16 protein-coding genes and 1 pseudogene are annotated in these 17,789 nt (G+C 52.3%); 6 read left to right on the top strand and 11 right to left on the bottom strand.

Annotated elements, in window-relative coordinates; all coding sequences use genetic code 11:
• Window positions 1-97: 97 nt before the first annotated feature.
• The 3 genes from ACX1DY_RS28485 (at window position 98) to ACX1DY_RS28475 (ending at window position 4,331) form a co-directional block, all read left to right on the top strand.
• A complete protein-coding gene (locus ACX1DY_RS28485) occupies window positions 98-835 on the top strand; it encodes a carbohydrate ABC transporter permease (protein ID WP_458967496.1) in 738 nt (245 codons plus the stop codon).
• Window positions 836-868: 33 nt separating this feature from the next.
• The gene (locus tag ACX1DY_RS28480; RefSeq protein WP_458967495.1) at window positions 869-3,079 is read left to right on the top strand and encodes an amylo-alpha-1,6-glucosidase; all 2,211 of its coding nucleotides are present in this window, start codon (window positions 869-871) and stop codon (window positions 3,077-3,079) included.
• A gap of 82 nt (window positions 3,080-3,161) precedes the next feature.
• Window positions 3,162-4,331 (top strand): Fe-Mn family superoxide dismutase, encoded by a 1,170-nt coding sequence (locus ACX1DY_RS28475; protein WP_458967494.1) that lies wholly within the window; start codon window positions 3,162-3,164, stop codon window positions 4,329-4,331.
• Window positions 4,332-4,518: 187 nt separating this feature from the next.
• On the opposite strand, the gene folE is transcribed toward ACX1DY_RS28475, so the two are convergent.
• The 5 genes and pseudogenes from folE to ACX1DY_RS28450 all read right to left on the bottom strand — a co-directional run bounded on the left by folE (window position 4,519) and on the right by ACX1DY_RS28450 (window position 8,577).
• Entirely contained in the window at window positions 4,519-5,112 is a 594-nt protein-coding gene (gene folE, locus ACX1DY_RS28470; RefSeq protein ID WP_458967493.1) for a GTP cyclohydrolase I FolE, read from the bottom strand.
• A 49-nt stretch (window positions 5,113-5,161) separates the two neighbouring features.
• Window positions 5,162-5,413, bottom strand: coding sequence for a YneF family protein (locus ACX1DY_RS28465; RefSeq protein ID WP_019913721.1), 252 nt, complete (start codon window positions 5,411-5,413; stop codon window positions 5,162-5,164).
• Window positions 5,414-5,534: 121 nt separating this feature from the next.
• Window positions 5,535-7,295, bottom strand: a pseudogene (gene queG / locus ACX1DY_RS28460) (tRNA epoxyqueuosine(34) reductase QueG).
• A gap of 19 nt (window positions 7,296-7,314) precedes the next feature.
• Window positions 7,315-7,932, bottom strand: a complete 618-nt coding sequence (gene lepB, locus ACX1DY_RS28455) for a signal peptidase I (RefSeq protein WP_458967492.1) — start codon at window positions 7,930-7,932, stop codon at window positions 7,315-7,317.
• Window positions 7,933-8,157: 225 nt separating this feature from the next.
• Window positions 8,158-8,577, bottom strand: a complete 420-nt coding sequence (locus ACX1DY_RS28450; RefSeq protein WP_458967491.1) for a GNAT family N-acetyltransferase — start codon at window positions 8,575-8,577, stop codon at window positions 8,158-8,160.
• 565 nt (window positions 8,578-9,142) lie between these two features.
• Here ACX1DY_RS28450 and ACX1DY_RS28445 point away from each other — a divergent pair.
• Window positions 9,143-9,751: a superoxide dismutase gene (locus ACX1DY_RS28445; RefSeq protein ID WP_458967490.1), complete on the top strand. Its 609-nt coding sequence runs from the start codon at window positions 9,143-9,145 to the stop codon at window positions 9,749-9,751.
• Between the two features lie 170 nt (window positions 9,752-9,921).
• Here the strand turns inward: ACX1DY_RS28445 and ACX1DY_RS28440 are convergent, their stop codons facing one another.
• The 3 genes from ACX1DY_RS28440 to acpS are packed head-to-tail and all read right to left on the bottom strand — an operon-like array spanning window position 9,922 to window position 11,879.
• Entirely contained in the window at window positions 9,922-10,146 is a 225-nt protein-coding gene (locus tag ACX1DY_RS28440; RefSeq protein WP_458967489.1) for a hypothetical protein, read from the bottom strand.
• Window positions 10,147-10,194: 48 nt separating this feature from the next.
• Window positions 10,195-11,469, bottom strand: a complete 1,275-nt coding sequence (gene mutY, locus ACX1DY_RS28435) for an A/G-specific adenine glycosylase (RefSeq protein WP_458967488.1) — start codon at window positions 11,467-11,469, stop codon at window positions 10,195-10,197.
• A 17-nt stretch (window positions 11,470-11,486) separates the two neighbouring features.
• Window positions 11,487-11,879 (bottom strand): holo-ACP synthase, encoded by a 393-nt coding sequence (gene acpS, locus ACX1DY_RS28430; RefSeq protein ID WP_458967487.1) that lies wholly within the window; start codon window positions 11,877-11,879, stop codon window positions 11,487-11,489.
• Window positions 11,880-12,118: 239 nt separating this feature from the next.
• Between acpS and ACX1DY_RS28425 the strand changes: the two genes are divergently transcribed.
• On the top strand, window positions 12,119-12,937 hold the full coding sequence (locus tag ACX1DY_RS28425) for an alpha/beta hydrolase family protein (protein ID WP_458967486.1): 819 nt from the start codon (window positions 12,119-12,121) through the stop codon (window positions 12,935-12,937).
• Between the two features lie 73 nt (window positions 12,938-13,010).
• Here the strand turns inward: ACX1DY_RS28425 and nadE are convergent, their stop codons facing one another.
• From nadE to ACX1DY_RS28410, 3 genes are all read right to left on the bottom strand, one after another.
• The gene (gene nadE, locus ACX1DY_RS28420; RefSeq protein WP_458967485.1) at window positions 13,011-13,820 is read right to left on the bottom strand and encodes an ammonia-dependent NAD(+) synthetase; all 810 of its coding nucleotides are present in this window, start codon (window positions 13,818-13,820) and stop codon (window positions 13,011-13,013) included.
• Between the two features lie 96 nt (window positions 13,821-13,916).
• Window positions 13,917-14,351 (bottom strand): BrxA/BrxB family bacilliredoxin, encoded by a 435-nt coding sequence (locus ACX1DY_RS28415; protein ID WP_458967484.1) that lies wholly within the window; start codon window positions 14,349-14,351, stop codon window positions 13,917-13,919.
• A 119-nt stretch (window positions 14,352-14,470) separates the two neighbouring features.
• A complete protein-coding gene (locus tag ACX1DY_RS28410; protein WP_458967483.1) occupies window positions 14,471-16,156 on the bottom strand; it encodes a two-component system sensor histidine kinase NtrB in 1,686 nt (561 codons plus the stop codon).
• A gap of 209 nt (window positions 16,157-16,365) precedes the next feature.
• Here ACX1DY_RS28410 and ACX1DY_RS28405 point away from each other — a divergent pair, with 209 nt between their 5' ends.
• A complete protein-coding gene (locus ACX1DY_RS28405; protein WP_458967482.1) occupies window positions 16,366-17,634 on the top strand; it encodes a BaiN/RdsA family NAD(P)/FAD-dependent oxidoreductase in 1,269 nt (422 codons plus the stop codon).
• Window positions 17,635-17,789: the final 155 nt, after the last annotated feature.

Here is a 17,789-nt window from a genome sequence, read left to right as displayed (position 1 = left end):
CTGGATATTGGTATTAACTTTCTCTTTATCCTGCCTCATACCCTTAATTAATCTGGTTGCCATTTCGTTCAGTGACAACGCAGCGGCTTCCGCGAACATGGTAAGTATTTTCCCGGTTAATTTTACGTTAAGCTCCTATGAGAAGCTGTTGTCGGACTCCCAGTTCTGGCGCTCCTTTATGATCTCGGTGGAACGGGTTGTTCTTGGTTTGATCGTCAATATGGTGCTGATGATTCTTGCTGCTTATCCGTTATCCAAAAGCTCAAAGCAATTCCGGGCACAGAAGGTGTATATGAATATTGTAATTTTCGCCATGCTGTTTTCCGGCGGTCTTATTCCAACCTTTATGGTTGTCAAAGGGCTTCATCTTCTGGATTCCATTTGGGCTTTGATTCTGCCGGGAGCTGTGCCGATTGCCAATGTCATTCTGCTGATGAATGCGTTCCGCGCCGTACCGAAATCTCTGGAAGAGGCCGCAACCATTGACGGGGCTTCGCAGTGGAGAATTCTCTCAACGATATATGTGCCTGTGGTGCTGCCTACACTTGCCACTGTATTGCTGTTTACGATTGTCGGACATTGGAATGACTACTTCAGTGCTTTGGTGTATATCAACAAAACATCGAATTACCCTTTGCAGACTTATATCCAGCAGCTTAGCGTGGACGTTCAGAATATAACTGATCCTCAAAAGCTCATAGAATATTCCAAGATTTCGAACCGGACGCTGAATGCTGCCAAAATCGTTATTTCCACATTGCCATTACTCCTGATATATCCTTTTATGCAAAAATACTTTGTTACAGGAATCGTGGTGGGTTCTGTTAAGGAGTAACGTATAAAATTATATTTCAGGAGGTAAGCAATAGTGAAATTGGATGAAATGAAAATAAATGTTTCCCGCGAAGAGAATCGTGGAATTTCCTTTACGAATAAGGAGGCTGCTTATTACTATACTCAATCCCATCTCAACAATCATGTGGAGCATGCTTATTTTGAGGGATTGAACATCGCGAAAAGCAGAATTTTCAGCGGTTACACTTTAATTACAGATCAACAGAAGCTGGATAATCAAGAAGCTGAAGTCTGTGTATACCCCTATAAAATGGTGCGCAGGCATGGAAGTCTGACAGAAGAGCTGTGGATGTTTGACTACAAAAATGTGCTGGAGATTACGCTCTCCGGTGCTCAAACAACCATTGGGATTGAATTATTGGGAGATCAGGTGAGCCTGCTGAACCCGCGTGACGGCATCGCTTTTTTCAAGTCAATAGAAGGCGGATGGGTTATTGCTGTTGCCGCAATAAGCAACCAGCCGGTAGAAGTTAAGAACCGTATCGTTTATTCCGGTGCCAACGCCGGAGGCTTCTATATAGCCGTAGGCAAAACGGCTGCCGAAGCGGCAGATATGATTCATGAGACGAGACGGGACATCATCCCTATGAAGCACGAGCGAATGAAACGTATGGAGGATTTTTTGCAGAAGAAGGTGTATATTGCCAGCAGCAGTGATTCGCTTGCCTTGTCTTTGAATTGGTTAAATATAACGATGGACCAATTGGTGACCAGACAGCAGGGCGACGGGATCTATGCCGGCCTCCCCTGGTTCAATGAATATTGGGGAAGAGACCAATTTATTGCGCTTCCGGGAGCCGTACTGGTGACCGGGCAATTTGAAACTGCTAAGAATATACTGCTATCCTTTGCGAAGTTTCAGAACACCGATGCAACCTCCAAATACTTCGGCAGGGTGCCTAATATTCTTGCCTTACAAAATGTAGACTATCATACAACCGACGGGACACCGCGGTTTATCATCCAATTACAGGATTATGTTAAATATTCGGGTGACACGGCGGTCATCACAGAGCTTTATCCGGCGGTACAAAACAGTATAGAAGGCTCTATTAAGCATTGGGTGGACGATAAAGGCTACCTTATGCACGATGATAACGAAACCTGGATGGATGCCCGGGATGCCAATCTGGTGTCCTACTCTCCCAGAGACACCCGGGCCAATGACATTCAAGCGCTTTGGTTTGGCCAGCTCCGAGCCGGGGTATACTTTGCCGAGTACATGGGCGACAGCGGCAGCGCGAAGAAATGGAGCAATATCGCTGACAAACTCAAAAGAAACTTTGCCGAGGATTTCAGGGATCCGGCACATCCCTATCTGGCTGACCGGCTGAACTCGGAGAATGAGCCGGAATTCTCACTGCGGCCCAACCAATTGTTTGCCTTGGACATGATTGAAGACGATGCCTTCAAATGTGAAGTGATTCGTACAGCATGGGAAAAGCTCGTGTATCCATGGGGGGTTGCCTCACTAGAGCAAAAACATCCGTTTTTCCATCCATTTCACTTAACCAGCCTTTACCATAAAGATGAAGCTTACCACAATGGAACGGTGTGGCTCTGGTTAAACGGCATAGCCATGCAGCGTATGATCGAGGCCGGTCAGACAGAAACTGCTTATCAGCTTTTCAAGAATATGAACCGGCAGGCGCTGAACTTGGGAGTGGTCGGGGGACTGAGCGAGAATATGGATGCTTATCCGCAGGAAGGCCAGAGCTGGGCCAAACTTACGGGAGCATACCTGCAAGCCTGGTCCAATGCCGAGCAGCTGCGTGTGTGGTATCAGTATTTTCTAGGGTTCCGGCCGGATATGATTAATCAGGAGCTTACGCTTGCGCCCCGGATTCCCGGGGAGATCGGGGATTTGCAGGCCCGCGTTAAGATTGGAAATGGAACCATTGACATAACCTATACAGCTACATCTGCAGCAGAACAAACGTATCTTTACGGGTTTAAGGGAATCGGACTCACGGCAGTTATTGATATAGCTCCTTTTAAGCTCCTGCAAATTGAAGTGGACAATGATTGTGAACTGAAAATTATCCGGACAGAGCTTGAATTGACGGCTACCCTTAGCGATGCAACCGGCATAACCGTCAAAGAGATTACAGCGTCCCCATTACCACTGCGTGTAGAACAGCAATTGAATGTAAATCAAGTATTTAAGAATGTTAAGTTTGCAGAGCCGATGGATTTGGAGAATCACCCTGTTATGAAGCGCTAAGAATTCGATATGGAGAACATAAGCTGCTGATCCCGTACATAGAATGAACTGTTAAAGATCTATGACGGGAGGATTGCATGCAATGCTGGATATATACGGACCGCTGATGCCAGTACGCATTCTGGAAGAAATCGTATTCTGGAAAAAACAAGAGCAGGAGCATACGGCTGTAATCAAAGCCATTGTTCCTCAGTTGGAGGAGCCGTACGTTAAACTGCTGGATGAATGGGCCGTGGTCTTTGGGGCTACGGAGCAGGCAGCACAGCAGCTGCTGGCGGCTTGGCTGGCTCCGGCAACCTCCGGCCAGCCGGCGCTGGCAGCCGAAACAGAGCAGCTGCTGCACGTGGCCTGCGCCCAGTCCCAGGAATTCGTCCGGCAGCTATATGCTCTGATGGAAGGAAGCGCAGCCGTAAAGGCCCAACCGCTGGCCGGGACCGTCCTGCTGCATATCATCCGGGAATCGGAATATTTCCTTGTCAAGCTGAACGGCTTGACCCTATCCGGCCACGCTTACGGATGGATGCGCGAGGATACCGGAGAGCGTCCAGAGCTAGATACAGCGGCTGCACTGGGCTTTGAGGGCTGGAGCAGCCCGGCAGAGCATGATGAAAGACGTGAACAAGGCTCTGTTCCCATTGGGGGCCATACTCTGCCGCCGCTTCCCTATGCTTACAATGCACTTGAACCCTACATCGACGAGAAGACGATGATCATCCATCATGACAAGCATCATCAAAGCTACGTAGACGGGCTGAACAAGGCGGAGACCAAGCTGGCCGAGGCCCGCAAAGCCAAGGATTTTGATCTTGTGAAGCATTGGGAGCGTGAGCTTGCTTTTAACGGGGCCGGACATTATCTGCATACGATCTTCTGGAACGTCATGTCCCCGCAGGGCGGAGGCCGTCCGACCGGTGCGCTGATGGATGCCATCGAACGCAGCTTCGGCAGCTATGATGCCTTCAAAGAGCAGTTCACCGAAGCGGCGAATAAGGTCGAGGGCGGAGGCTGGGCCATTCTTGTCTGGAGTCCGCGCAGCCGCAGGCTGGAAATTCTGACGGCAGAGAAGCACCAGAACCTGTCGCAATGGGATGTGGTTCCGCTGCTCGCCCTGGATGTATGGGAGCATGCTTATTACATCAAGCATCAGAACAACCGCGCAGATTATATTAAGGACTGGTGGAAGGTCGTCAACTGGCCTTATGTCTCCGAACGGTATGCCGCCGCCCGCAAGCTTGTCTGGCAGCCTTTTTGACCACATTATTCTTCCTTCCCAAACTGTGAGAAGCGCGCCTCAAAAAAGGTGCTTTGTACCGCCTGCCAAGTAGAAATGACTTCGCCGTCCTTTAAAAGGATGGTACCGTTTCAGCGAGAAATATTTATTCAAAAAGCCCATCCGTCACTTTGCAGTGATGAACGGGCTTTTTAGCATATGCTGTCTTCTATTCTTTGATCAAAGCCAGAAACTCCGCCCGGGCAGCGGCGTCCTCACGGAAGGAACCCCGCGTTGCCATAGTAACGGTCTTGCTGCCGGGCTTCTTCACCCCGCGGGCACACATGCACAGATGCTCCCCTTCCACAACGACCATCACACCATGCGGGTTCAGCACCTCTGTCATAATGTCGGCAATTTGCGCCGTGATGCGTTCCTGCACCTGCAGACGCCGGCTCACCGCCTCAACGAGACGGGCCAGCTTGCTGAGTCCGGCTATTCTTCCGCTTGGAACGTAGCCGATATGCACTTTGCCGAAGAACGGAGCCATGTGATGCTCGCATTGACTGTAATATACGATATCTTTTACAATGACCAGCTCTTCATGAGACTCATCAAAGGTCACGCCGAGCGCCTCACGGGGATCTATCGAATAGCCGCCGAAGATCTCCTCGTACATTCTTGTAACTCTAGCCGGTGTTTCCAGCAGCCCTTCGCGGCCTGTGTCTTCACCGATCAATTCCAATATTTTCTCAACGTGGTACTCGATTTGCTCACGGTTCGCAGCAACCTTGCCGTTGATGTATTCATTAACGCCCCCCATGAAGCCTCCCCCTTCCGTACCCGTATCTGATTTCATCTATTTGGGCCTGTTACTTTCCCTTACGGCGCTGCCCTCTGTTTGCCGCAGGAGCGCGGCCCGGCTGATTGTTGTTCTTCATCATCTGCTGGGCACGCTGCATTTGTTTTCCGTTCAAGTTATAACCCATTTGCTTGGCGACCTTTTGCAGCATTTCAGGATCATTCTGCATCGTTGTCATTTGTCTGCGCAGATAATATACACCGATGAAGAACCCGCCGATCAGACCTACGACAAGCGTAATAATTGGCAATGCAATGTTCATCTAAAGTCCACCTTTGTGCTCTATTGTCTGCAATACCGCTGTGGGCATGCGAATATATCATAGCATTTCAAGAACTGGACAGCAATTGTCAAATCCTTCGATCCGAGGGCGTACTTCTACACTAAAAGAGGTAGGCTCCGCCTGGCATGCCATGCTCCGCTTCCAGCTCCAGCAAGCGGCTCTTGATCCCCAGTCCGCCAGCATACCCGACGAGTGTGCCGCCCGCACCGATGATCCTGTGGCACGGTACAATGACAGGCACAGGGTTGCGGTTATTGGCTCCGCCGACTGCACGCACAGCCTGCGGATTGCCGATCAGCACAGCGATATCCTTGTACGAGGCCGACTCTCCGTAGGCCACTGTACGCAGCGCCTCCCACACCTGCCGCTGAAACTCGGTCCCCCGCATATCCAGCGGCAGCGAGAAGTCCCGCAGTTCTCCGGCAAAATAGGCTGTTAGCTGACGTACAGCCTCGGACAGCTTTCCCTTCTCCTGATATAACCCAGCCTGTCCCATCTGCCGCTTGAGCCATTGCTTAATATCCGCCCCGGTCTCCGCGTATGTCCCGAACCTGATCAGGCACAAACCCAGCTCCGTTGCGCAGAGCGTCAGCGGGCCAATAGGGGAATCCATTTCGTCATAATAGACGGCAATCTCCGTACTCACCGCGTCTTCCACAGCCCTCCTCACAGCCTATACCTCCTCCTGCTTACGCAGCTTATCCTGCGCCCGCTCCAGCATATCCCGGACCGTGGCATCCTCTTCGCCTCGCAGCGCCTGCTCTACCGCTGCCAGGGCTTCCGCTCCGCCGATGCGCCCAAGCGCCCACGCCGCGCTTCCGCGCATTTCCGACCGGGTCTCCCGCAGCACAATTTCAGTCAGCTTCGGTACAGCACCGGCCTCTTTGAAATTGCCAAGCGCGATCACCGCATTGCGCTGAATGGGCTTCTTGCCCCGCCAGGCTGCTGCACTGCTGCCGAACCGGTCCTTGAACTCGCGGTTGCTGAGCTCAAGAATCGGCAGCAGCAGCGGCTTCACAATCTCCGGATCAGGAAGCAGCTCCGGGCGGTGAATCCAATTCTTCCCGCGGTTATGCGGGCAGACGATCTGACAGGTATCGCAGCCGTACAGCCGGTTGCCGATCTTGGTCATATACTCTTCGCTCAGGAAACCTTTGGTCTGCGTAAGGTAGGAGATGCAGGCCTGGGCATTCAGCTCTCCCGGACCTACCAGCGCCCCGGTCGGACAAGCGTCAATACATTTCGTGCAGTCCCCGCAGCCCTCCTGCACCGGGACATCCGGCGGGAACGGGATATTCGTCACCATCTCCCCAAGATAGATCCATGAGCCCCATTTGGGGGAGATGATGCTGCAATTTTTCCCGCTGAAGCCGATTCCCGCACGTTCAGCTACCGCCCGGTCTACAAGCACACCCGTATCAACCATGCTGTCCAGCTCCGCTTCCGGGACCCGCTCCCGGATGAACATTTCCAGCTTCGCCAGTGCCTCCCGCAGCACATGATGATAATCCTTGCCCCAGGAGGCCCGGGCCAGAATTCCCCGGCGTGCACCCGGCTCCGACTTGGGCGGGTCTTGCATTTTGGATGGATAAGCTACGGCGATGGCGAGGATAGACTGCGGCTGCTCACCGGACTTCAAGGCGGGGATGGTCCGCTTGTCCAGATCAGGCTCCTCGAAACCGGATTCATAGCCGTTATCGCGGTGCTCCTGAAGAATATTTTTCAAATATAAAAACGGCTCCGCAGTAGCAAACCCGATATCGTCAATACCGAGCGCCGGTGCGGCTGCCTTAATTTCAGCTTTGAGATCTTCCCACTTCGAAGGCGGGGGAGCGTAAGATGCCTGGATGTTATTATTCATTTCCGCCTTCTCCTTCCCTTTATAATGCATTCATTTTGTTAAAAGGCCACCAGATATAAGCAGCCTTGCCGACAATACGGTTCTGCGGAACAGCGCCAAAATACCTGCTATCCTTGCTGGCTCCGGCATGCCGGTTGTCGCCCATCACAAAGTAGGTTCCCTCTTCCACAGTAAGCTGAGAGAAATCGGAGTCCTCTATTTCCGAATCCACATAAGGCTCGTCAGCCAGCTTGCCGTTCACATACAGCTTATGGCCCCGCACCTCGACACGATCTCCGGGTACCCCGACGATCCGTTTCACCAAATATTCCTTGCGGTCCGGTCCGGTGCTGGGGTCATGCAGAACAATAACATCCCCCCGATGGGGACTGGCAAACGCCAAAATTATTTTGTTAATAATCAGCTTCTCGCCCTCCAGCAGCGTCGGCTGCATGGACTGGCCTACAACGGTGGAGATATTGAACACATAAATGTTGAGCAGCGACATCATTGCAAATACTATAGCGGCGGTAATGATCCAATCCCGCAGTTCCGCGATCCAGCCTTTTCCAGGCAGCAATCCGGGACGCTGATGTGTAACGGATCGGTATCTTTGCTTGCGGCTCCGCAAGGAATTTCCTTCAAGCTCCCGGTTCATAGTCCACCCTCTAGCTTCAATTGGAATTTCTAATCCATAACAATAGAAAAGCATATCTCCCAGCCATTTGCAATGGACGGTGGATATGCTTCAGTATAATGAAACAGACTATGCAAGTACGCGCCTAGGCATCAATCACTCGGGCAATCATGCAGTCGTACAGGTCGCTATAGTTCTCTATTCTAGTAAATGTTTCCGCTTACGCAGTACCGATATCGAAGATCGTTATCCGACAATGCTGAGCTTCCGTACGGATTTGAAGATGTGGTTCTCGTCATAACCCATTGCTTCATACAGCGGCAGCGCAAAGGAATTATGCTCATCAACGGCTACAAAAATACCGCTGACCTTACGCGCCTGGAATCTGTGCTCCATCGCCGATACAAGACCTCTGCCGACTCCTCTGCGGCGGTAATCGGGATGGACGGCAATGCGGAAATAACAGCCGTGATTCTTCTCAATCGTACCAATCAGCGCACCAACAATCTCTCCTTCATCTTCGGCAACTACAATGAGATCAGAATCCCATGAAAGCTGCCTGGAGAAAGGTTCCATAGTGCTCTCGAAACATTCTTCCGATAATGCGGTCTGCAGTAGTTCAGTTACAGGGGTAACGTCGCTTAATTGAAAGGAACGAACGTGCATTCTTTAAAATCTCCCTTTTCTATGGCTTAGAATTTAACAAAAAGAAGGAAGCTCCCGTAACGACGGTGTGTAGAGGAAACAGCAAAGAAAAGCAACATGGACGCCAGCCCGAGGAAATCGGCGAATCCATCATTCCCAAAAGCTTTTGTATGATCAGAGAAGTATTAACCTAATGTTAAGGAGGTCAGCAGCTTCTTCAATCACCAAAAAACGAGGAATACCTGCTTTTAAGTCTATTAAAGCATACTTTTCTTGTGTTATCACCATTTTTCTTTTGAAAGCGCTTAATATAAAGCGATTACATTAGATTTGATTACACAAATTTCATAATCAGGAAATTAATCAGAGGTAAACGCGGTCCGGTGACGGAATGCTATAACATTAACACAGCGTTAACACTTACAGTCAGATCCGGTTGATCCATAGTTTTTAAACATTATTGTTTGTTTAGTGTTGCATTATTGTTCCAAATACGGTTTAATAAAAGTATCTTATCGGGTAAATAACCTATAGGATCCATTAGGATTATCAAATCAAATACAATATACTCAGGAGGGATTTTTCCATGGCATTTCAATTACCGGCACTTCCTTATCCGAACAACGCTCTTGAACCGCACATCGACGCATTGACAATGGAAATTCACCATGACAGACACCACAACACATACGTGACGAACCTGAACGCCGCTCTGGAAAAGGCACCTGAACTTCAAAACAAGAGCATCGACGAGCTTCTCACAGACCTGAACGCTGTACCGGAAGCTATCCGCACTGCCGTTCGCAACAATGGCGGCGGACATGCCAACCACACTTTGTTCTGGGAAGTTATCGGACCAAATGGCGGCGGCGCTCCAACCGGCGCACTGGCTGCTGCAATTGACAGCGAGCTCGGCGGCTTCGACAAATTCAAAGAAGATTTCGCTGCTGCGGCTACTACCCGTTTCGGCAGCGGCTGGGCATGGCTCGTTGTTAAAGACGGCAAGCTGGCGGTTACCAGCACACCGAACCAGGACAGCCCAATCAGCGAAGGCGCAACTCCGATCCTCGGATTGGATGTATGGGAGCATGCGTACTACCTGAACTATCAGAACAAACGCCCTGACTACATCAAAGCCTTCTGGAATGTAGTAAACTGGGAAGAAGTCGGCAAACGCTACGATAGCGCAAAATAAATCTCTGTTCAAAAACAACCCCGAAATCCACGGTAAGTGGAGGTCGGGGTTGTTTTTTTATGGCATTTTTACCGTTGTTTCCGGGCGGACTGGCCGCAGGGGCTTCAACAACGGCATTTCTGCCGTTGTTTCCGGGCGGATCGGCCTCTGGGGCTTCAACAACGGCATTTTTACCGTTGTTTCCGGGGCGGATCAGCCGCTGGGGCTTCAACAACGGCGTTTTTGCCGTTGTTTCCGGGCGAACCGGCCTCTGGGGCTTCAACAACGGCATTTTTGCCGTTGTTTCCGGGCGGATCTGCCGCCGGGGACTCAACAACGGCATTTTTGCCGTTGTTTCCGGGCGAACCGGCCGCCGGGGCTTCAACAACGGCGTTTCTGCCGTTGTTTCTACACACCGTCGCCCTTCGGACTCCCTCCTTATCTGCGACAAAAGAAAATCCCAACTACGTAGCAGCCTGCTCGTCAAAGTAGCTGTTCAGCAGCTTCAAAAACACGTTTGGAAAAGCATAATTCGCCATTTCCTCACGGTTGATCCACCTTATGGCTCCCCCGTCCCCGGGGTCCCCGCTTCCGTCCGCGAACAGCTCTATGGAGCTGTCAGCGGCGAACAAATCGGGCGGAATATTGCCGCTATCGGCAGATTCCGCGTTGTAAGCCGCCCGCCCTTCCGCCGCCAGAGGCAGGTGGCTTGCGGCCTCTTCCCTGCAGCGGTAGACCTGCAGGGTCCACACAATATGGCTGAATGTATGCTCCGCAGCCATCCAGTGCCCTTCAGGCCGGGCGAGAATCCCGGCCTGCCGCAAGGACCGGCGCAGCCGGTCCTGCGCTGCGGCCTCCGGCAGCAGCGCCCCAGCCCTGCCGCCCTCCGCAGGCGGCGCAGGCCAGTGCGGCAGCTCCCACATGCGGGCTAGTAGCCCGCTGGATGGCCGCTGCCGGATGAGCACCCGGCCCGCGTGTGCGCCGCGGCCCTCCACCAGGGCCGCCAGCCGCTCCTCCGGGCGCGGCGGCTTGGCCTTGGTCTTGACGGGCAGCGAGGTCTCGCAGCCCGCCAGCCGCGCGGCGCAGTGCTTCATCACCGGGCAGGGCAGGCAGCGCGGTGATTTCGGCGTGCAGACCAGCGCGCCAAGCTCCATCAGCGCCTGGTTGAAATGCGAGGCCTCTCCCTCCGGGATCAGCTCTGCCGCCAGGCGCTCCATTTTCACGCGGGTGGGTCCCTTGGCGATATCGTCCTCGATCAGGAAATAACGGGACAGCACCCGCATGACATTGCCGTCCACCGCAGGCTCAGGCCGGTTGAAGGCAATGCTGAGAATGGCCCCTGCGGTGTAGGGGCCTACCCCCTTGAGGCCAAATACGGCATCGCGGTCATCCGGGACCTGTCCGCCGTATTGCTCCTTCACCTGCCTTGCTGCATGCTGCAGGTTCCGGGCACGCGAATAGTAGCCCAGCCCCTCCCAGCACTTCAGCACATCCTCCTCCGGCGCATCAGCAAGCGACTCTACCGTAGGGAAACGCTCAATAAAGCGGTTGAAGTAAGGAATAACCGTATCCACCCTCGTCTGCTGCAGCATGATTTCTGAAATCCAGATATAGTATGGATTGCGGTGGCGCCGCCAGGGCAAATCCCGTTTCTGTCCTTGATACCATTCCAGCAGATAGCGGCTGAAAAACAACTTGGCATCCTGCTGCCCTTGCTCCTGCTGTTCATGCGTTGTCATCATTTTTCTCCTTGCCGTTAATTTATTTGTTCCACCACAGCAAACGCCGAAGCCAGATCGCGGCTGTGTGTAATTGTAAGATGAATAGTATACTCCCGCTCCGTCAGATGAAGCCGGGCCCACGCCTTTTCCGAGAGTGCGGCTACAGGCTTGCCGTGCGCATCAGGCAGAATCTCGATATCCTGAAACCCCACCTCGCGTCCGATTCCGCAGCCAAGCGCCTTCACCACTGCTTCTTTGGCCGAGAAACGTCCGGCGATGAATTCCGCTGCATTCCCGCCCCGCCGCTCAGCCAGCATAAGCTCCTGCTCCGTTAGAATGCGGGAGATAAATTTGGAGCCGAGCCCCCGGCTGGTTATACTTGCTATCCGCTGAATTTCCAGCACATCATGTCCGATTCCGTAAATCAAAAATTCCACGCTCCTCATGGACGTGCAGTCGTTAACCGCTATAATATACCTTCTATCCTTAACAGGGATAGTAATGGTATGATCTTCCTGAATGTTCTTTACAAAGATAACCAATAAACAAGGTTCGTAAATGCTATAAATGATAGTCTTAGCGCATTCTTTCTGCTATCTTAAAAGAAAAAACCGCCAAAGTCTATTCCGGGCCTGTTCTTATATTTTATAAAAAGGGAGATACCCCCATGATCCGTAATTTTGAATTGCCTGCCGGCGAGGATGCGTTCCTCCGCTGCTCCCATTTCCCTGCCCAAAGCGCTGCCAAGAGCCTTATTGTTATTGCACACGGATACAAGGGCTTTAAGGATTGGGGCATGTTCCCTTACGCCGCCGCTGCGCTGAGCCGTGAGCATGAGGTGATCAGCTTCAACTTCTCGCATGGCGGAATCGGCGAGGACCTGCAGAATTTCACCGAGCTTGAGAAGTTCGCCCGCAATACCACCCAGCGCGAGATCAAGGATATGGAGATTCTGCTCTCCTATCTCAGCCAGCACCACAAGTTCGGAAGTCTGCCGGTATTCCTGCTCGGACACAGTCTAGGGGGCGGCGTCAGCTTGGTTTACGCCCTGGACCACCCGGATGAAATTGCCGGTGTCATCTCCTGGAACGGCGTAACCAATCTCGACCTGCTCACGGAGGAGCAGAAGCGTGAAATGAGAGAAAAGGGCCGGACGCATGTGCTTAATGGACGGACAGGCCAGCAGATGCCGCTGGATGCCGTGATCATGGAGGATCTGGAGCAGCAGGCAGAGCGGTACAATATACTGGAGCGGATGAAGCAAGCCAGCTTCCCGGTCGTTCTGATTCAGGGAAGCGAGGACGGCGAGAAGCTGCAGCGCGGATCAGAACAGCTCGTCAAGCTCCGCCCGGATATCAACTGGGTGAGAATACCTGGCGGTACTCACACCTTCGGCACCGTCCATCCTTTTGCCGGAGCCACACCACAACTGGAGCAGGCGATATCCGCAACCGAAGAGTTCATCAGCCGCACATTAGCCGGGTAGCCGGCACATAGAGAACCGCCGCAAAATCTGCGAAGAATCACAGCTTCCCCGGCGGTTCTTTTGTCACAAGCCCTTAGATGCCTGGAATCGCATTCCGCTTATGCGCGGTTCTCCGGTAGAAGCCTTCCAGCTTCTCCGCCACTTTGGGGGTTACCGGCTTGCCCTCCAGATAATCACTGTTGTCATCGTAGGTAACGCCCAGCTCGGTCTCATCTGTCTGTCCCGGCCAGAGGCCTGCCGTCGGTGCTTTGGTCACAATATCCGCAGGCACTCCAAGAAATTCAGCCAACTGGCGCACCTGACGTTTGTTCAGGGAGCTTAGCGGCGTAATATCCACTGCACCATCCCCCCACTTGGTATAGAATCCGGTTATAGCTTCGGAAGCATGGTCTGTCCCTACTACCAGCAGATTGTTCTCGAAGGCAAGCGAATACTGCATCACCATGCGGGTTCTCGCTTTTACATTGCCTTTGCCTTGATGTGTCAGGTGGCGGTACTGCCCCAGCGATTTCAGGCTGTGCTCAACCTCAAGCGCAATCTCGTTAACAGTATCCTCAATATTGGTCTCCACCGTATGGGTCAGCTTAAAAGCCTCAGCCACCGCATAGCTGTGCCCGATATCCTCCTGAACGCCATAAGGCTGGAAGACGCCAAGCGTGATATACTCCTTGCCTTCCTCTGCGGTCAGCTCATCCGTCGCCTGCTTGCACAGTCCTGCAGCCACCGCGCTGTCCACCCCGCCGCTGATGGCGATCAGCAGTCCTTTTGCCCCGGCTTCCAGCACATACTTTTTCAAGAAATCCACACGTCTGCGCACCTCCGCCTCCACCGTAATGGACGGCTTTACCCCAAGGGCGGCTATAATCTCTGCCTGCATACTCACCAGATACACCCCGTTTCATCGTCTTCAACAAAAACAAAAGATCCCGCAGACCGCCGGACTTCCGGTTGCCTGCGAGACCTACCATACCGCACTATTTTATTGGCACAGACGGTTGAATACATCCTTCAGCTCAGCGGCGATTTCAGCAGCCGAACGGTCTTCTACCCCATGACGTTCAATGAAATGAACGAGCTCCCCATCCTTCATTAGAGCGATGGAAGGCGAAGAAGGCGGATATGGAGCAAAGTACTCGCGCGCTTTCGCGGTCGCTTCCTTCTCCTGTCCGGCGAATACGGTGAACAAGTGATCCGGCAGGATTTCATTCTGCAGCGCCTGGGCTACACCGGGACGGCATTGGCCGGCGGCACACCCGCAGACGGAATTGATGACAACAAGTGAAGTTCCTTTAGCGGTAGGAAGAGCGGCTTCCACCTCTTCTGGAGTTAACAGCTCCTGAAACCCGATGCTTGTCAGATCATCACGCATTGGCTGAATGGAATCTCTCATATATTGATTGAATGACATGGACATTCTTAGCACTCTCCTTTAATCCATTAAATTTTACTAACTTTATTATACATACATACTCTGTGAAAGCAAACAAAAAGGGCTCGTCCGTCCTGCATAACGTGAAGGCTGTACACATGTCTTTATTCCTTTGCAGTTGCGGCTTCCATTCTGTATTCCTGCCCGTATGGTAATGCCACAGTAAACGCCGTGCCTGCGCCTTCCTGGGAGTCCACCGTGATTGTGCCATTATGCCGTTCGACGATGCTCAAGCACAGCGGCAATCCGAGGCCCGTCCCCTGGCTTTTTGTTGTAAAAAAAGGCACAAACAGCTTTTCAAGCTGACTCTGGGGAATGCCGCTTCCTGTATCCCGTATAATCAGCTCTGCCCGGTCCGCATTTATCCGTGTCTCCAGAATCAGCACCCCCTTGGCCTCCATCGCCTCCATGCCGTTGCGGGCCAGATTGAGAATGAGCTGCTTGATTTCTCTTTTATTTAACTGGAGCAGCGGCAGCGACGGGCATAATCTCAGCTCCACGCTTTGGCCGCGAAGATTGGCATCCGCCCAGAGAAGCGGAGTAAGCTCTTCTATTATATGATGCAGTTGCACAGTCTCTTTATCCGAAATCCGGCTCTGCGCCAATGATAGAAAATCATTGATGATTCCGTTGGCCCGGTCCAGCTCCTCCATTACAATCTGATAATACGAATCCAGCTCCCCGGGGCTTTTCTCCCGCATTAGCTGCAGAAATCCGCGCACAACCGCCATCGGGTTGCGGATTTCGTGGGTGATTCCAGCCGCCATCTGCCCGACCAGGGTTAGCCGTTCCACGTTATCCAGCTCGCTGCGGAATTTCTCTTCATCCGTCAGATCCTGGACAATCACCACTCTTCCGCCTGGTCCTCCCCCGATTCCATGCTGCAGAGGAGCAGAGAATACATGATAGGTCCTGGAATCATAAATAATCTTCTCACTGCACCGTTGTTTATTATTGGCGGTCTCCGAGAGACGCCGTATCGTATCATCCATTTGATTGCGGATCAACTGACTGGCCGGCCGGTCAATAATGGCTTCTCTGGTGATCTGGGGATAGTGGCACCTGATCAGGTTCAGCATACATTCATTAAGGTCTGTTACATAGCCGTTATCATCAAGTGTCATAATATTAAGCGGTACCACATTGGTGATCTGCTGCAGCTTTTCTGATTCACGTTCGAATTTCTCAGAGATCCCCTTCAATTGTTCCTTGATTTGCAGCCTGTCCCAGGCGGTCTCTATAAAATATACAAAGCTCCCTCCCAGGATAACCGAGACCAGAAAATATATGATTAACAGAAGCATTTCACTCGTATAGGCATTTGATATCCTCCTGTCGTACATTTTGGGCGCAAGCACAATAAACAGCATGCTCGGGAACAGAACACTCCATAACATGCCGATCTTCTCCATAAGTGTGCCCTTCTTAAAAGATTTGGCGATAGCGAACAATAGCGGGTAGAACAACACTCCTGTATTCAGCACCAGATTGGTGATTCCGGGCGGCTCGGAGAATAAGGCCGTGCAGAGCAGAAAAAAACCAGCCAGGCTGATCCCCGAGCGGAAGCCTGCGTATAGAATGCCGATATAGGCCGGTAAAATCGCTAAATTCAGATAGACGACTCCAAACAGAGTAGTGGACAGAACCATGCAGAACACAATGCTAAGCGCACAGCAGATGATCAAAAATGACTGGTCGTCCGGGAATCTGTGTTTCCTGCGGACAATGTGGCTCTGATCCAGCCACCACTGAAACATGAACAAAAAGGAGCACGCAGCCGAGATTTGCAATAAAATATCCTTTACAGCATAAATAATTGCAATCACTCCTCAAATTGGACAAATTACCCTATTCTCTTAAATTAAAACATACCCGCGCTATCCTGACAATGTAAAACAGCGTCACCCCCGCAGCCCTGGCCCATCCGCTGCCGTAATGGTATGATGCGGTTAGAGAAGCACCGAATTCACAGTGCCTTAACATGTAAAGGAGCATATTCATGAGCAACTACGATGTGATCATCATTGGAGGGGGGCCTTCCGGCCTGATGGCCAGTATCGCCGCAGCCGAGCGCGGAGCCGCCGTTCTGCTGGTGGATAAAGGGGCCAAGCTGGGACGGAAGCTGGGGATATCCGGCGGTGGCCGCTGCAATGTGACCAACGTCAAGGAAACCTCCGAGCTGATCGCCCATATTCCCGGCAACGGCCGTTTTTTGTACAGCGCGTTTGATCACTTCAACAATCTTGATATTATCAATTTCTTCGAGGAGCTTGGCATTGCCCTGAAAGAAGAGGACAACGGCCGAATGTTCCCCGTCTCCGATAAGGCTTCAAGCGTCGTCTCCGCACTTGTAGGCAAGGTTCGCAGTCTTGGCGTACAGATCATAACGGATAGTCCGGTGCGGGAAGTGCTGTATGGAGATGGCCGGGTGGAAGGCGTTCTTTTATCCTCGGGGAATAAGCTGGCCGCGGGCGCTGTTGTAATCGCCACCGGCGGCAAATCCGTGCCACAGACTGGCTCTACAGGAGATGGATACCCGTGGGCCATTGCCGCAGGGCACACCATTACCGAGCTTTTCCCAACAGAAGTCCCCATTGTCTCACGGGAGGAATGGATCAAGTCGGGGGAGCTCCAAGGCCTCTCTCTGCGCGATGTAACACTTACGGTCTGGAATCCCAAAGGGAAGAAGGTGGTCTCGCACCGGGGCGACATGATTTTCACCCATTTTGGCCTGTCCGGGCCAATTGCGCTGCGCTGCAGCCAATTTCTGCGCCAGGTTCAGCGCAAAACAGGGACAGACACCGTGGAGCTGTCCATTGACCTGTTCCCCGATCTCAATCAGCATGAAGTGGAGTCACAGTTGCAGGGCAAGCTGGAGCTGGAGCAGAGGAAAGCGATCCGCAATTCGCTGAAGGGGCTGCTCCCGGAACGCCTTATCCCGCTGGTGCTGGATAAAGCGGGGCTGAGCGGCGACACCACCGGCCATCAGTTGCCCAAAAGCGGACAACAGGCGATAGCGGCCCTGCTGAAGCGGATGCCTGTTCATGTGCATGGCACCCGTTCGCTGGCGGAAGCTTTTGTTACTGGCGGAGGCGTCAATCTCAAGGAGATTGATCCCAAAACGATGGAATCGAAGCTGATGCAGGGGCTCTATTTTTGCGGCGAGGTACTTGATATTCATGGGTATACCGGAGGATACAATATTACCGCCGCCTTCTCCACGGGATACACCGCAGGCAAACATGCGGCATTGCAGCGGGATCAATAAGGAACCGCCAGTTCTTCGTGCAGGTTCATAATAATATTGAGCCTCCAACACGGCTAAAGCCGTGGGATTCCTAGCTAGTTAACGCACGCAAGCCATTTCTGTTTTGTGCAGACTGCTAAGTCAAGAGCTAGCTCATTAGCTCGTCCTGGATCAGA

Source organism: Paenibacillus sp. BAC0078 (assembly GCF_054483875.1).
This window is presented reverse-complemented; position numbering and strand designations above follow the sequence as displayed.

Bases quoted from the DNA above. Each gene is read 5' to 3' on its own strand.
- ACX1DY_RS28485 (WP_458967496.1), top strand. From the start codon at position 98: ATGGTAAGTATTTTCCCGGTTAATTTTACGTTAAGCTCCTATGAGAAG.
- ACX1DY_RS28475 (WP_458967494.1), top strand. From the start codon at position 3,162: ATGCTGGATATATACGGACCGCTGATGCCAGTACGCATTCTGGAAGAA.
- folE (WP_458967493.1), bottom strand. From the start codon at position 5,112: ATGGGGGGCGTTAATGAATACATCAACGGCAAGGTTGCTGCGAACCGT.
- ACX1DY_RS28465 (WP_019913721.1), bottom strand. From the start codon at position 5,413: ATGAACATTGCATTGCCAATTATTACGCTTGTCGTAGGTCTGATCGGC.
- lepB (WP_458967492.1), bottom strand. From the start codon at position 7,932: ATGAACCGGGAGCTTGAAGGAAATTCCTTGCGGAGCCGCAAGCAAAGA.
- ACX1DY_RS28450 (WP_458967491.1), bottom strand. From the start codon at position 8,577: ATGCACGTTCGTTCCTTTCAATTAAGCGACGTTACCCCTGTAACTGAA.
- ACX1DY_RS28445 (WP_458967490.1), top strand. From the start codon at position 9,143: ATGGCATTTCAATTACCGGCACTTCCTTATCCGAACAACGCTCTTGAA.
- mutY (WP_458967488.1), bottom strand. From the start codon at position 11,469: ATGACAACGCATGAACAGCAGGAGCAAGGGCAGCAGGATGCCAAGTTG.
- ACX1DY_RS28425 (WP_458967486.1), top strand. From the start codon at position 12,119: ATGATCCGTAATTTTGAATTGCCTGCCGGCGAGGATGCGTTCCTCCGC.
- ACX1DY_RS28415 (WP_458967484.1), bottom strand. From the start codon at position 14,351: ATGTCCATGTCATTCAATCAATATATGAGAGATTCCATTCAGCCAATG.
- ACX1DY_RS28405 (WP_458967482.1), top strand. From the start codon at position 16,366: ATGAGCAACTACGATGTGATCATCATTGGAGGGGGGCCTTCCGGCCTG.